Source organism: Xanthomonas sp. NCPPB 2866 (genome assembly GCF_041475745.2).
Taxonomy (GTDB): domain Bacteria; phylum Pseudomonadota; class Gammaproteobacteria; order Xanthomonadales; family Xanthomonadaceae; genus Xanthomonas; species Xanthomonas arboricola.
This window is the reverse complement of the sequence record NZ_CM192975.1, coordinates 1,593,957-1,607,624: the sequence shown is the minus strand read 5'-3', so window position 1 is coordinate 1,607,624 and position 13,668 is coordinate 1,593,957. Positions and strand designations below refer to the sequence as shown.

At 65.9% G+C, this 13,668-nt stretch carries 12 protein-coding genes; 6 read left to right on the top strand and 6 right to left on the bottom strand.

From position 1 onward, the window contains the following. Nucleotides 1-446: 446 nt before the first annotated feature. Nucleotides 447-1,358: a sensor domain-containing protein gene (locus ACCQ04_RS06935; RefSeq protein WP_226426614.1), complete on the bottom strand. Its 912-nt coding sequence runs from the start codon at nucleotides 1,356-1,358 to the stop codon at nucleotides 447-449. Further along, entirely contained in the window at nucleotides 1,355-1,717 is a 363-nt protein-coding gene (locus tag ACCQ04_RS06930; protein WP_016904272.1) for a PadR family transcriptional regulator, read from the bottom strand. The genes ACCQ04_RS06935 and ACCQ04_RS06930 overlap by 4 nt, the downstream gene beginning before the upstream one ends. A gap of 336 nt (nucleotides 1,718-2,053) precedes the next feature. Between ACCQ04_RS06930 and ACCQ04_RS06925 the strand changes: the two genes are divergently transcribed. After that, nucleotides 2,054-3,613 (top strand): alginate export family protein, encoded by a 1,560-nt coding sequence (locus tag ACCQ04_RS06925; protein WP_226426615.1) that lies wholly within the window; start codon nucleotides 2,054-2,056, stop codon nucleotides 3,611-3,613. 254 nt (nucleotides 3,614-3,867) lie between these two features. On the opposite strand, the gene ACCQ04_RS06920 is transcribed toward ACCQ04_RS06925, so the two are convergent. Next, a complete protein-coding gene (locus tag ACCQ04_RS06920) occupies nucleotides 3,868-5,247 on the bottom strand; it encodes a hypothetical protein (protein WP_226426616.1) in 1,380 nt (459 codons plus the stop codon). A gap of 154 nt (nucleotides 5,248-5,401) precedes the next feature. On the opposite strand from ACCQ04_RS06920, the gene ACCQ04_RS06915 reads away from it, so the two are divergent. The 3 genes from ACCQ04_RS06915 to ACCQ04_RS06905 all read left to right on the top strand — a co-directional run bounded on the left by ACCQ04_RS06915 (nucleotide 5,402) and on the right by ACCQ04_RS06905 (nucleotide 7,681). After that, the gene (locus ACCQ04_RS06915; RefSeq protein WP_024940643.1) at nucleotides 5,402-6,076 is read left to right on the top strand and encodes a DUF502 domain-containing protein; all 675 of its coding nucleotides are present in this window, start codon (nucleotides 5,402-5,404) and stop codon (nucleotides 6,074-6,076) included. A 4-nt stretch (nucleotides 6,077-6,080) separates the two neighbouring features. Continuing rightward, the gene (locus tag ACCQ04_RS06910; protein WP_024940642.1) at nucleotides 6,081-6,857 is read left to right on the top strand and encodes a queuosine precursor transporter; all 777 of its coding nucleotides are present in this window, start codon (nucleotides 6,081-6,083) and stop codon (nucleotides 6,855-6,857) included. Nucleotides 6,858-7,078: 221 nt separating this feature from the next. After that, nucleotides 7,079-7,681, top strand: a complete 603-nt coding sequence (locus ACCQ04_RS06905) for a LysE family translocator (RefSeq protein WP_184516731.1) — start codon at nucleotides 7,079-7,081, stop codon at nucleotides 7,679-7,681. Here the strand turns inward: ACCQ04_RS06905 and ACCQ04_RS06900 are convergent. Then, complete coding sequence (locus ACCQ04_RS06900) at nucleotides 7,645-8,478, bottom strand: AraC family transcriptional regulator (RefSeq protein ID WP_024940640.1); 834 nt, start codon at nucleotides 8,476-8,478, stop codon at nucleotides 7,645-7,647. The genes ACCQ04_RS06905 and ACCQ04_RS06900 overlap by 37 nt on opposite strands. 190 nt (nucleotides 8,479-8,668) lie before the next feature. Here ACCQ04_RS06900 and ACCQ04_RS06895 point away from each other — a divergent pair, with 190 nt between their 5' ends. Then, entirely contained in the window at nucleotides 8,669-10,609 is a 1,941-nt protein-coding gene (locus ACCQ04_RS06895) for a DUF885 domain-containing protein (RefSeq protein WP_226426617.1), read from the top strand. A 6-nt stretch (nucleotides 10,610-10,615) separates the two neighbouring features. Here ACCQ04_RS06895 and mmuM read toward each other — a convergent pair whose 3' ends face one another. Beyond that, the gene (gene mmuM / locus ACCQ04_RS06890) at nucleotides 10,616-11,578 is read right to left on the bottom strand and encodes a homocysteine S-methyltransferase (RefSeq protein ID WP_226426618.1); all 963 of its coding nucleotides are present in this window, start codon (nucleotides 11,576-11,578) and stop codon (nucleotides 10,616-10,618) included. Continuing rightward, the gene (gene mmuP, locus ACCQ04_RS06885; protein ID WP_226426619.1) at nucleotides 11,575-12,972 is read right to left on the bottom strand and encodes an S-methylmethionine permease; all 1,398 of its coding nucleotides are present in this window, start codon (nucleotides 12,970-12,972) and stop codon (nucleotides 11,575-11,577) included. The genes mmuM and mmuP overlap by 4 nt, the downstream gene beginning before the upstream one ends. 305 nt (nucleotides 12,973-13,277) lie before the next feature. On the opposite strand from mmuP, the gene gloA2 reads away from it, so the two are divergent. Then, nucleotides 13,278-13,667 carry an SMU1112c/YaeR family gloxylase I-like metalloprotein gene (gene gloA2 / locus ACCQ04_RS06880; RefSeq protein WP_024940636.1) on the top strand — a complete coding sequence of 130 codons (390 nt, stop codon included), beginning with the start codon at nucleotides 13,278-13,280 and terminating at the stop codon, nucleotides 13,665-13,667. Nucleotide 13,668: the final 1 nt, after the last annotated feature.

The window sequence follows — 13,668 nt, the reverse complement described above, 5'->3', positions numbered from 1 at the left end:
GGACACGCCGTGAATCCGTCCCTGGAGGCTCCTCAGCGGCATCCATGCCGCTGAGGGTCCCGCAACCGGCGAGCACACCGCACCAGAGAGCTGGTCGGTTGCTTTGTTTAAAACCATGCACACCGACCATCTCCACTGGTCCTTGCCCGCTCACCGTCGCGGGACCTTACGCGGCATGGATGCCGCGTAAGAGCCTACAAGGATGTACTTGCGGCGTGTCCTGCGAGGGTGGGCGGGCAAGGGCCCTGCTGCCAAGCCACAGAGCAGCCGCCCTGCGACCGCTCCATCCGCACTGTCCAACCACGTACACGACTACGGGACTTCAAGTCGTTGCGTCTTTCAGACCTTTCACTACAGACCACGTGACACTGCAGCGATCGCAGCCGCGTGCCGCGTGCCGCACAACCGGCAACCGGCAACCGGCAACCGGCAATCACACGGTGCACTCAGCCTTCACCGCTCTTGACCAGCAGGTGCTTGGCGAACATGCCGTGCAGCTTGCCGAAGGCGCGTGCCAGGTGCAGCGTGACGAACAGCAGCAGCACGCCCACGACGAACAACGGCAGCGTCAGCCAAGCGCTGGTGACATCCACGCCATCCCAGGTCAGCACCGCCGTGTTGTCGAACAGCAGCACCAGCGGTGAAGCGGCCAGGCCCAGCGCCAACGACAACAAGGTGGTGAACACGCTGAAGTAGACGATGCCCAGCGGCAGCATCAGCAGGAAGTACAGCATCGTGCTCCAGGTACGCGCATCGGTGAATATCGCGCCGATGCGTTGCAGCCAGCCACCTTGCGGCCCCGGATGGGCGGGACGACGCGGCATGCGCACGCCCAGCAGCGTCTCCACCACGCGGCCTTCCACCAGCGACAGCACCCGCACCGATCCGAAGAACAGCACCAGCAACGGCACGCCGATGATCAGGATCATCAAGCCGGCCGACAGACTCGCGCCGGTGATCACCCAGGTGAAATAGAACACGCCGGTGACCAACGACAACAACATGTAGAACAGCGCGCCGTAGCTGCGTGGATCGGCAGCCACGCCGAAGAACCTGCCGAACCATGTGCTGCGTCTGCGCGGCAGCGGCGGGCGCAGTGCACGTGTCACCGTCACTTCGGTTTCGCGATAGATCTCGGCCACTTCATCCGGCGCACCGTAGCTGCCTGCCACGCCGGCGATCACCTCCGCTTCGCTCTTGCCGGCCTGCTCGGCCAGTTCGGCGCGTAAGTACTCTTCGGCGTCGTAGAGCGCGTCCTGGATCATCGCCGGGTCCGCGCCGGCCAGGGCCTGGCGCAATTGCGCCAGGTAATCGGGAATGGTGGTCGGCAACGGGCGTGCCTGCGCAATGGTCGTCATGAGTGGGTCCCCTCCAGCACTGAGTCAACGGAATCGCGGGTGGCGCGCCAGGCGGCGGTCCAGTCGCGCAGGCAATCACGCCCGGTTTGGGTGATGCGGTAATAGCGCCGCGGTGGGCCGGACGCCGACGGCTCGACATGGCTTTGCAGCAACCCTGCCCCCTCCAGATTGCGCAGCACCGGATATAACGCGCTCTGCTTGCCGCTCAGCACGCCGTCCAGCCGCTCCATGCGCTTGGCGATCAGATAGCCGTACAGCGGCTCCTCGGCCTGCGCCAGCACCGCCAGCAAGGCCAGCGACACCGTGCCGGCACTCAGCTCTTTCTGAAATTTCCGCAGGTAGGCATCGGGTTCGCTCATCGGCCATCTCCGCTAGGTCGAAGGCAATGCTATTGCGAAGTTGGGTATAGTGGATGTGCCGGTAGTCATGAGGCGGGGATTGGGGATTGGGGATTGGAGATTCGCAGAGCATTCCGGCCGAGAATTTCCTTGCGTTGACTCAAGCGGACTGAAGAAGAACTGACGCATCACTTGCACGCCTGCTTTTGCAAATCCCCAATCACGACTCCCCAATCCCCGCTCATGTGCTTAGAACCATTGGGTTACTCCCTTTGCGGCAGCGCTCCACTACAGTCAGTGCCCACTGAGCCGATACCACTCGCTCAGACGACTCACTTTTTTCGATAGGGCGACACGATGCGACTAGCACGCTTGGCACAGCCGGCCATGGCTGAAACTTCCTTTGGTGCCACCCGGCGCCTGTGCTTGGCGATCGGGTTGTCTCTGCCGGGACTGGGGTTTGCGCAGGCGCAGACCGCGCCGGTCAACGCCGAGCAGACCCAGCCGGAGCCTGCAAAGGCTGCGCCCGCCGCTCCGGCAGCGCCCGCTGCCGCGAAGGGTTATCCGCTGGAAGCGCAGGGTTGGGGCGCCAAGCAGGGCGGCAACATGTGGCAGGTGCGTTGGGCCGAAGACTGGTCGTATCTGAAGGATCCGTCCAAGCGCAAGAGTCCGTTCGATCCGCTCAAGTACATTCCGTTCAATGACTCGGGCGATGTGTATGTCTCGCTCAGCAATGAATTGCGCGTGCGCAGCAACACCATCACCAATCCCGGTTTGATTCCCGGCAGCCATTCGCAGCAGCAGTATCTGTTGCGCGCGTTCTTCGGCGCCGACTTCCATGTCGGCGAGCATTTCCGTCTGTATACGGAACTGGCGCACGGCAGCCTGGATGGACGCAACGAAGGCACCAAGACCGGCACGCAGGAAAACAACGCTATCCTGCAGCAGGTGTTCTTCGATGTGAAAGGACGCGTCAAAGATGCCGACCTCGGCCTGCGAGTCGGTCGTCAGGTGTTTGTCGATGGCCCCACCACGCTGATGGCATTGCGCGACAACACCGATATTTTTGTGACCTTCAACGGTGTGCGCGCCTGGGCGATCGGCGAAAAGACCCGTGTGGACCTGTTCGATTTCAACTTCAACCTCGATGGCACCGAGGGCCTGGGCGACGATCGCATCGACCGCTCGCGGCACTTCCGCGGCGTGGTCGGCGGCTATCGCATGCCGACCGCCAAGCCGATGTACCTGGAGCCGTTCTTCTACCAGTTCCGCAACGACAATCAGGTCTGGGGCCGGCAGACTGCCGAAGAAAACCGCAACTATTACGGCCTGCGCCTGTGGGGCAATGTGGGCAAGCTGCGCACCGACTCGTTCGTGACCGTGCAGCGCGGCAGCTACGGCGGGCGCGATCTGCGTGCCTACATGGCCAGCACCTCCAATGCCTGGACGCTGAGCGAATCGGGCTGGAAACCGCGCCTGGGCTTCCATAGCGAAATCGCTTCCGGCGGCGGTGGCACCTCCGGCACCGGCACGCTGCGCAACAACAACTTCCTGTACGGCAATACGATCTACTTCAGCTGGGCGACGTTCTTCGGCCCGGTCAACCTGGTCACCGCCGCGCCCACGTTCACCTTCTCGCCCACTTCCAAGATCACCGTGAACCTGGAATGGGAAACCCTGTGGCGGCAGACCACCAGCGATGCGATCTACAACAACCAGGCACGCGCCTACGCCCGCACGCAGAACACCGGCGAGCGCCGTATCGGCACCATGCCGCGCATCAACGCCACCTGGAACATCGACCCGAACTGGTCGGTGACCTTCCGCGCCGAACACCTGATGGCCGGGCCTGCGCTCGAAAAGGCCGGTTACGGCGATTCGACCTTCGTGATGGGCTGGTTGAATTTCCGGTTCTAAGCCCGCGCTACGAGCGGCGCGTTGCGTTGCGCAGCGCGCTCTTGCGCGTCCATACGAGCAGGCGGAAGAAAGCTGGTGTTGATCGCAACGCTGCACGCTTTCGCTATAACAGATAGCGGCACTGCCAACTTGGCGTATTAGCCTTCCTACGCAGCACGCACGACGATGCGCTGCCAGCAGATGCATCGGCAGCCCAACGCGGGGCCGAGGTGGATCACATGCATCCGCCACACCCGTCCGCTGGCCTTCAATGCTTAGGGCGCCTGGTTCTTCGGGGCCGCTGCCGCCCCGGACTGATGCGCCATCCGGCTGCCTGCGAGCGGCCACAGATCTTCCATGACACCGTCTTCAGGCCTGGCGTATTGACGCAGCTGCATGCTCAGGCCGTCCGCAGCGGGCTGCAGCGGGCGCGCTTGCCCGCGCAGCGATGGTGGCAAGCCGGCAAGGCGCTGCTCGAGTGTCTGCGCATCACCAGGGTGATCGCGTAACCACAGCACGGCCGATAACGCGCGCAGTGCAGCGGCAGTGTCTTGCCGTTTGTGCTGGTAATTTGCATAGTCAGGGCGTGCCAGACCCGCCAACAGACACCCCACTGCATTGGCAACGCAACCCATCGAGATGGTGTCAGGCACTGGAATCAGTGCCTGCGGCACCGCTTGATCCTGCGCCAGCACGGCCCGTACCGGCGCGCTGCATGCCCAGGTATAGGTCGGAGCCATCAGCGCATGAGTGCGTTCCTGGTCGAGTAGATGCAGCGACAATCGATCGTCCCAGGACAGATCGGTTGCCTGGCCGTTGTTGTGGCTGGCTTCCTGAAATATCGAAAGCGCCATCCTTGATTCGCCGTGCAATGCGTCGCACAGCGAGATCTCATCGACCGCAAGCGGCGCAAATGCGGCCAGGCAGTGCGCAGGCAACGGATGCTGCGCCGGCAACTCGGACAGCATGTCGGCAAGCAGGTGCGCATTGGTGCGCAGCATCGCCGCGCCAAGCATCGGCATGAGCAGATTGTCGCCGCTGCGCAGCAGTACGCGTGCAACCTGCGCATCGGTGCAGACACCCACCAGCGCCTGTGTGGTGCGCCCTTGCACAAAGTCCAGCGCGTTGCTGGTCATCGACACATTGAACCGAGGCAGTGGCGGCAACGGCGCAGTGGCAGAAGGCGGGAACGGGCTTCGGTAATCGGCGTAACCGGCCAGATCGCGCAGTTTGAACAACAACGGTATCTGGGTAGCCAGCGCATCGGCATAGGCTTGCGGCTGCTGACGCACGCGGTCCAGGCACCCGGAGTGGCGCGTGCATGGCGCCGGCGCTGTGGCCGGCCAATCCGGGTGGCGCGGATAGCGCGTGGCCGCACTCTGCAGCTGCATGCCTGCCGGCAAGCGCGCGAACCGCTGCACATCCTGCGCAACCAGCGCATTCCGCTGCGCATCGGGTACCGCGTACCCCAACGACCATAGCGCGGCGAACATATTGGGCCCACGCAGCGGCGGCTGCGGTTGACGCAGTTGCGCCAACGCCTGGCGCTGCGCGTCAGGAATCGGCCAGCGCGCGGAGATCGCGTACAGGGCCACCAGCAGGGCGACCAGGATGCATAGCCCCAGCAGGGCCGACTTGAGGAATTTGGCGAGCATGCGGGGGCAACCGTCCGTGGATGAGCTGTGTCATCTTAGAGCGGCCCGGACAGAGCCGCGAGTGGCATACGCCGATGCGCACTTGCCGTCTCCCCGGCGAACAAGGCGCACCGCGCGCCTGCACCGGACGCGGCCGAATGCCTACAATGCGCGTATGTCCGAATCCCCCACTCCGCCCACCCGCCCTTCCCTGCAACGCGTCTTTCTGACCGGTTTGCTCACCCTGCTACCGGTCTGGTTGACCTGGGTGGTGGTGAAGTTCGTGTTCTCGCTGTTGTCGGGCATCAGCAGCCCGTGGGTGGTGCCGTTGTCCGAACGCATCGCTGCCTCGTTCCCCGACTATCTGGGCTGGATCAAGGCGCTGTGGGTGCAGAACACCATCGCGCTGATCGCCACCGTGGGCGCGATCCTGTTTGTCGGCATCCTGAGCCGGCGGGTGATCGGCCAGCGCCTGCTGCGCTGGTTCGAGGCGATCATGCGGCGCATCCCGCTGGCCAGCGTGGTGTACGACAGCGCGCGCAAATTGCTCGACATCCTGCAGACCCAGCCCGGCAGCACCCAGCGCGTCGTGCTGATCGACTTCCCGCACCGGGACATGAAGTCGGTCGGTCTGGTCACGCGGGTGATCAAGGAACAGGGCACCGGCCGCGAGCTGGCAGCGGTGTACGTGCCGACCACGCCCAACCCGACCTCCGGCTATCTGGAGATCGTGCCGGTGGAGCTGCTCACGCCCACCGACTGGAGCGTGGACCAGGCGATGAGCTTCATCATCTCCGGCGGCGCAGTGGCGCCCGAATCGGTTCCCTTTACCCGTACCGCGGATCGCTAAAGCCATGACACAGGTGCGCACCCTCGACGATCGTGCGGTTCGCCTGTTCATTGCGCTCGCCGCGTTCTTCTGCGTCAACGCGGCATTGGCCGAGTTCATCGGGGTCAAGATCTTCGCGCTGGAAGACACCCTCGGCATCGCGCCGTTGAACTGGAACCTGTTCGGCCAGACCGGCTCGCTCAGCTTCACCGCCGGCACCTTGCTGTGGCCGGTGGTGTTCATCATGACCGACACCATCAACGAGTTCTTCGGCAGCCGCGGGGTGCGTTTCATCTCGTGGGTGGCGGTGGCGCTGATCGGCTACGGCTTCGTGTTCGCGTTCGCCGCCATCGCACTGGCGCCGGCGGCTTGGTGGGTCACGGCGGCACAGAGCCAGGGCGTGCCCGACTACCAGGCCGCCTTTGCAGCGGTCTTCGGCCAGGGGCTGTGGACGATCGGCGGCTCGCTGGTGGCCTTCCTGTTCGGCCAGTTGATCGATGTGTCGGTGTTCCATCGCATCCGCCGCGCCACCGGCGAAAAGCACGTGTGGCTGCGCGCCACCGGCTCCACGGCGGTGTCGCAGTTGGTGGACAGCTTCGTGGTGATCTACATCGCCTTCGTGCTCGGCCCGCAGCATTGGTCCACGGACCAGTTCCTGGCGGTGAGCACCCTCAACTACGTCTACAAGATGGGCTTTGCGATCGCACTGATCCCGCTGCTGTATCTGGCGCGCCGCGCCATCGGCGCATACCTGGGCGCCGAGCGCGCCGAGCAACTGCGCGAAGAAGCCGCCGCCGGCTGACAACGCAAAAACCTGCCGGCCGCAGCGCTGCCAGGCGAGGACCCGCATCCGTGGCGTTGGCTCGCACTCGGCCTCATCGGTCCGGCATGTCGCCTGCCTGACGACCGCTGGCTGCGTTTACCGATCATGCAACGCCCGCAGCGACCGCCCATCGAAATTTTGTTCAATCCGTCGCCGCGCTCGCTGGCCATGCTGTTGCGCCCCGCTATGGATTCCGCGCCATGGACCATCTTGTCGCAATGGCCAGCTTCGCGCTGGTGTGCTCGATTTCGCCCGGGCCGGTCAACCTGGTCGCGCTGAGCACCGGCGCCAGCGCCGGCGCGCGTGCGGGGCACCGCCATGTGATCGGCGCCACCGTCGGCTTCGTCGCGCTGCTGTTGCTGGTGGGCATGGGACTGCAGCAGGTGCTGCTACGCTGGCCGCTGCTCGGCCGTGCATTGCATCTGGCCGGGGTGGCGTTTCTGCTCTACATGGCCTGGCGCCTGCTGCGCGACGATGGCGTCATCCAGACCGACGGGACGCGCCCGGCGGCCTCGTTCTGGACCGGTGCGGCGATGCAATGGCTCAACCCCAAGGCCTGGCTGGCGGCGACCTCCGGCGTTGCCCTGTATGCGACCGCAGGCACCACGCAGCTGGCGGGTTTTGCGGCGTTGTATGCGCTGATCTGCTATCCCTCGCTGGGGTGCTGGTTGCTGGCCGGCGCCGTGCTGCGGCGGCATGTGCAGGTACCAAGGCAGCTGCGGCGGTTGAACCGGGTGCTGGCGGCGCTGCTGGTGCTGAGCGCGGTCTATCTGTTGCTGGAATGGGGCACGGCATTGCGGTAACGCCCCGGCGTCACCGCCCAGGCACGTTTGAAGCTGCGCTGCAGATGCGCCTGGTCGGCGTAGCCATGCGCGTAGGCGACCTCGGCAATGTCACCGCCGCGCCGCAAGGCCTCGCGCGCACGCTGGAAACGGCAATCCAGCAGATACGCATGCGGGGTCAGCCCGTGCGCCTGACGGAAGCCGCGAATCAAGCGCGGCGCCGGCATCCCCGCCAGCGTGCACAGCTCGCGCAGCGAGACCGCACGCGCATGATGGGTCTGCAGATACTCGGCCACCCGCTGCATCGGCCCGGTATCGACCGCAAGCGCACGACTGATCGGCTCCACATGCAGATGCAGCCGCGCCACGAACGCGATCAACGCACTCTCGCGTGCCAGCGCATCGGCGTTGCCATCGGTCAACACGGCATGCATGCGCTCGAACGCGGCATAGGCAGCCGGGGTCTGGCACAGCGGCGCTGCCAGCATGTGCACATCCGCATTGGCGGCCAGGCCGAGTGCGCGTTGTTGTTCGCGCAGCCACGCCACGTCCAGATACAGCATGCGGAACGACCAGTCCTGCTGCTGATCCGGATTGCAGGCATGCACATCGCCAGGGTTGATCAGGGTCAGCGACCGCGCACCCACCTGCGCTTGCATGCGTCCATTGCGATAGCGCGCCAGCCCGCGATCGATCGCGCCCACCGACCATTGCTCATGCGTATGCGCGGCATAACACAGGCTGCGGCTGTTGATCACCTGGCGCAGTTCGACGAAGGGCAATGCCGGATCGCGCCAGAAGCCCTGCCCGCCCTGCACGGGCAGCTGCGTCCCGCATGTCGATTCATCCCTTGGCATGTGCACAAGCCTATCGCACTGCAACATGCCTGCGTGCTGCAGGCGTGCGCAGCGGGCTTCATGAATTCCAGGCGCCCCCCGTGTGCCGCATGGGTGGCCGGAACGGTGCGGATCGGGCAAGCTCCCCGCTCGCTTGTTCCCGGAGCCGGTAATGCCCCTCAGCTTTTCCCGCCTGCTGTCCCTGGCCCTGGCCGCCGTGCTAAGCCTGTCAGTGGCAGCGCCCGCCGACGCGGCCAAGAAGAAAACCGGCAAGGCACAGACCACGCAAACCCGCGCCAAGGCGAGCAAGGGCAAGAAGACCGTCAAGCCGGCGGCCAAGACCACCAAGGCCGCCAGGGGTGGCAAGGCCGCCAAGCCCAGGCCGCGTGCCGTGGCCGCACCGGTGGTGCTGACCAAGGCGCAGCAGCTCAATTTGCTCTACGACCAGTACTGGGATGCCTCGCTCAAGCTCAACCCGCTGCAGGCCACCTTCCAGGGCGAGACCCGCTACAACGACCAGTTGCCCAACTTCCTGTCGCCGGCGTTCCGGCAGCAGTCGCACGACTTCACCGTGCTGTGGCTGGGCAAGGCCGAGGCGCTGGGGCCAGACGGGCTGAGCGGGCAGGACCTGCTGAGCTACCAGATCTTCGTGCGCGATGCGCGCAGCGCACTGGCGGCCGAGCAGTTCCCCAGCTGGATGCTGCCGATCAATCAGTTCTACAACATCGCCAGCATCGCGGTGGTGCTGGGCTCGGGCACCGGCGCGCAGCCGTTCAAGACGGTCAAGGACTACGACAACTGGTCGCGGCGCGCGGTGGGCATCCCGGAGCTGTTCGACCAGGCCATCACCAACATGCGGGCGGGCATGCAGGCCGGCGTGGTGCAGCCGAAGGTATTGATGCAGAAGGTGCTGCCGCAGCTGGACGCGATCATCGCGCGCAATGCCGAAGACAGCCTGTTCTGGGGTCCGGTGCGCAACCTGCCGGCAGACATGCCCGAGGCCGACAAGCAGCGCATCACCGCCGAGTACAAGCGGCTGATCGAAGTGCGGATCATGCCGGCGTACCGGGCATTGCGCGGCTTCATCGCCACCGAGTACCTGCCGGCCTGCCGCGACACCGACGGCCTGACCGCGCTGCCCAATGGCGCGGCCTGGTACGCCTACGACGTGCGCCAGAGCACCACCTCCGAGCTGACCCCGGAGCAGATCCATCAGATCGGGCTGGACGAGGTCGCGCGCCTGCAGGCAGAGATCGCCACGCTGGCCAAGCAGGTCAGGTTCCGCGGCAACCTGCCCAAGTTCTACAAGTTCATGCAGACCGACAGGCGCTTTGCGTTCCGCAGCGAAACCGAACTGCTGAGCTACTACCGCGGCCTGCAGGGACGCGTACAGGCCGCGGTGCCGCGCCTGTTCAATGTGCAGGGCATGCCGGCGCTGGAAGTGCGCGTGGTGGAACCGCAGCGTGCGCAGTCGGCCGCCAGCGGCTCGTACATGCGTCCCAGCGGCGACGGCAGCACACCGGGCGTGTTCTACGTCAACACCTCCGACCTGGACACGCGCCGGACCTGGGAGACCGAGAGCCTGTATCTGCACGAGGCCATCCCCGGCCACCATTTCCAGCTCGGGCTGCAGCAGCAGCTGACCGACCTGCCCAAGTTCCGCCGCCTGGGCGGCGAGACCGCCTATATCGAGGGCTGGGGGCTGTATGCCGAATCGCTGGGCCGCGAACTGGGCCTGTACCAGGACCCGTACAACTACTACGGCTATCTGCAGAATGCGTTGTGGCGTGCGATTCGCCTAGTCACCGACACCGGCCTGCACAGCAAGGGCTGGACCCGCACCCAGGCGATCGACTACATGCTCAACAACTCGGCCATGACCCGGACCGATGCCGAGGCCGAGGCGGACCGCTACATGGCCATCCCCGGTCAGGCGCTGGCCTACAAGGTCGGCGAGATGAAGATCGCGCAGTTGCGCGAGCAGGCGCAACGCGAACTGGGCCCGCGCTTCGATGTGCGCGCCTTCCACACCGAAGTGCTCAAGGACGGCTCGGTGCCGCTGGATATCCTGCAGGACAAGATCCAGCGCTGGATCGCCACGCAGAAGGGCTGAGGCAGCTCAGCCCGCCACCCGCGCACGCGCCAGCGCGGCGATGTCGCGCGGTGTGGTGCGGCAGCAACCGCCGATCAGCCGCGCACCGGCCGCCAGCCACTGCGCATGCTGGTCGGCCAGGGTGCAGGCGGTCGTGCTGCCGGTATGCCACTGTTTTGCGCCGGCATCGTAGTGCTCGCCGGAATTGGGGTACACCACCAGCGGCAGCGCCGTCAGCGCGGACAATGTCTGCAACGCGGCGGTGACCTGCTCCAGCGCGATGCAGTTGATGCCCACCGCGATCACCTGCGCACACGCATCCAGCGCGGGTACGACCTGCGCCAGCGCGGTGCCATCGCTCAAATGTGCCGCATCGCGCAGGGTGAACGAGAACCACGCGTGCAGCTGCGGGAACTCCTCCAGCAGCAGGCGCAGCGCGACGATCTCGTTGGCCGACGGCAGCGTCTCGCAAGCCAGCACATCCACCCCCGCCTCAGCCAACGCGGCGATGCGCGGGCGATGGAAGTCCATCAGTTGCGCCAGCGGCAGGGCGTAATCGCCGCGGTATTCCGAGCCATCGGCCAGGTAGGCGCCATACGGCCCGACCGACCCGGCCACCCATAACGGCGCGTCCTGCGGTTGCGCCTGCAGATGATCGGCACGCGCCTGTGCGGCCAGGGCCACGCTGCGTGCGATCAGCGCCTGCGATTGCGCCAGGTCCAGCCCGCGCGCGGCAAAGCCCAGCGGCGTGGCCTGGTAGCTGGCGGTGATGGCGCACTGCGCGCCGGCAGCGAAATAGTCGCGATGCACCTGGTAGATCAGCTCCGGCTGCTCCATCAGCACGCGCGCCGACCACAGCGCATCGTTGAGATCGCAGCCGCGCTGCTCCAGTTCGGTGGCGAGCGCGCCATCCAGCAGCACGTAGCCGTGCTGCTGCAGCGCCTGGCTGAACGGCGCACCGGCACGCGGCTGGCGCGGAAGAATCGTCATGCGGGTTGCCTCCTGCTCGCAAGCCATTGGGTGAGTGCATAGGCGCCATAGCACAGCGCCACGAACGGGATGCCGCACCACAGCGCAATGCGCTGCTGCGGATCGAATGCCAGGCCGATGCAGGCCAGCAGACAGAGTGCAAAGCCCAGCAGCGGCGTCCACGGATACCACGGTGCGCGATAGGCCAGGCTCTCCGGCGCGATGCCATCGCGCAGCAACTGGCGCCGGAACCGGTAGTGCGAGGCGCAGATGCTCAGCCACACCACCACCACCGCAAAGCCGGACACCGCCGAAATCGCCACGAACACGGTATCGGCCGCATAGACACCGGTGAGCAGCGCCAACAGGCCGCCCAGCATGCTCAGTATCAGGGCCGGCAACGGGATGCCGCGCCGGGTCAGGCCAGCGAGCCGCGCCGGCAGCGTGCCCTCGTTGGCCAGCGACCACAGCATGCGCGCGGCCGCATACAGGCCGGAATTGGCCGCCGACAGGATCGCCGTCAGGATCACCGCATTCAATACATCGGCCGCATACGGGATGCCCAGCAACTCGAACGCGCGCACGAACGGGCTGGTGTCCACCGCCGCCTGCTCGGCCGGCAGCAACGCGGCCAGCACCAGCACGGTGCCGACGAACAACACCACCAGCCGCACCAGCGTGGTACGGATTGCCAGCGGAATCGCACGCGCCGGCTGCGCGGCTTCGCCAGCGGCCACACCGATCAACTCGGTGCCGGAAAAGGCGAAGTTCACCGCCACCATCGTCATCAGGATCGGCAGCGTGCCTTGCGCAAACCAGCCGTCGGCGCGCAGGTGGCGCAATCCGGGTGCCGGCGACCCATCGGCCAACGGCAGCACGCCGATCACCGCCGCGCCGCCAAGCACGATGAACAGCGCGATCGTGATCACCTTGATCAGCGAGAACCAGAATTCGCCTTCGGCAAACCAGCGCGCCGACACCGTGTTCAGGCCGAAGATCAGCGCGCAGAACAGCAGGCACCACGGCCATGCCGGTGTGTGCGGGAACCAGTACTGCATGCAGAACGCCGCCGCAGTCAGGCTCGAGCCCAGCGCCACCGTCCAGGTCAGCCAGTACAACCACGCCACCACGTACCCGGTGGCCGGGCCGAGATAACGCGCGGCATACACATGAAAGGCGCCGGTCTGCGGCATCGCCACCGCCAGCTCGCCCAGGCACTGCATCACCAGATACACCACCAGCGCGCCGATCAGATAGGCGATCACCGTGCCGAGCGCGCCGGTGCTGGCGATGATGTAGCCGGTATTGAAGAACAGGCCGGTGCCGATCACGCCCCCCAGCGACAACATCACCAGGTGGCGCACCTGCATGCTGCGCTGGAATTGCGGTGCGGCGGTGGACGGCGGCTCGGGCATCGGCGTGTCTGATCGGTGGCAACGCATCCTGCCATGCGCGGCCAGGCGAGCACAGCCATGCGATGGCAAGCTGTGACGGTGCACCAGCGTGCAACGGCCCGCGGGTATGCTTGCGTACTGTTCACCTGGAAGGTCGCCATGCCGCACGCCCTGCAACCACCCATGCATGCGAAGACGTCTCGCTCGACCAGCGCGGCGGTGCCCGCACGCGCACCACGTGACACCGCCGCTGCGCGCAACGCACCAGCGCTCGCCGACAGTCTGGGCGCGTCGCAGCCGATCGCGCAGCGCTTGCGAGGTGCCGCATGAAGCTTGCCGGCATCCACCATGTGGCGATCATCGCTGGCGACTACGCGGTGTCCAAACGGTTCTACTGCGACATCCTGGGCCTGCGCGTGCTCGATGAGCATTACCGGCAGGCGCGCGATTCCTGGAAGCTGGACCTGGCACTGCCCGACGGCGGCCAGATCGAGCTGTTCTCGTTTCCCGCCGCACCGCTGCGTCCCAGCCGCCCGGAAGCACGCGGCCTGCGCCATCTCGCCTTCCGCGTCGAGGATCTGGACGCGGCCGTGGCGCATCTCACTGCGCATGGCGTGGTCACCGAAGACATCCGCATCGACGAGTACACCGGCCGCCGCTTCACCTTCTTCGCCGACCCGGATGACCTGCCGCTGGAGTTGTACGAAGTGGGTTGAG

Coding starts and splice junctions, on each gene's coding strand:
- ACCQ04_RS06935 (WP_226426614.1), bottom strand. CDS start 1,358: ATGACGACCATTGCGCAGGCACGCCCGTTGCCGACCACCATTCCCGAT.
- ACCQ04_RS06930 (WP_016904272.1), bottom strand. CDS start 1,717: ATGAGCGAACCCGATGCCTACCTGCGGAAATTTCAGAAAGAGCTGAGT.
- ACCQ04_RS06925 (WP_226426615.1), top strand. CDS start 2,054: ATGCGACTAGCACGCTTGGCACAGCCGGCCATGGCTGAAACTTCCTTT.
- ACCQ04_RS06920 (WP_226426616.1), bottom strand. CDS start 5,247: ATGCTCGCCAAATTCCTCAAGTCGGCCCTGCTGGGGCTATGCATCCTG.
- ACCQ04_RS06915 (WP_024940643.1), top strand. CDS start 5,402: ATGTCCGAATCCCCCACTCCGCCCACCCGCCCTTCCCTGCAACGCGTC.
- ACCQ04_RS06910 (WP_024940642.1), top strand. CDS start 6,081: ATGACACAGGTGCGCACCCTCGACGATCGTGCGGTTCGCCTGTTCATT.
- ACCQ04_RS06905 (WP_184516731.1), top strand. CDS start 7,079: ATGGACCATCTTGTCGCAATGGCCAGCTTCGCGCTGGTGTGCTCGATT.
- ACCQ04_RS06895 (WP_226426617.1), top strand. CDS start 8,669: ATGCCCCTCAGCTTTTCCCGCCTGCTGTCCCTGGCCCTGGCCGCCGTG.
- mmuM (WP_226426618.1), bottom strand. CDS start 11,578: ATGACGATTCTTCCGCGCCAGCCGCGTGCCGGTGCGCCGTTCAGCCAG.
- mmuP (WP_226426619.1), bottom strand. CDS start 12,972: ATGCCCGAGCCGCCGTCCACCGCCGCACCGCAATTCCAGCGCAGCATG.
- gloA2 (WP_024940636.1), top strand. CDS start 13,278: ATGAAGCTTGCCGGCATCCACCATGTGGCGATCATCGCTGGCGACTAC.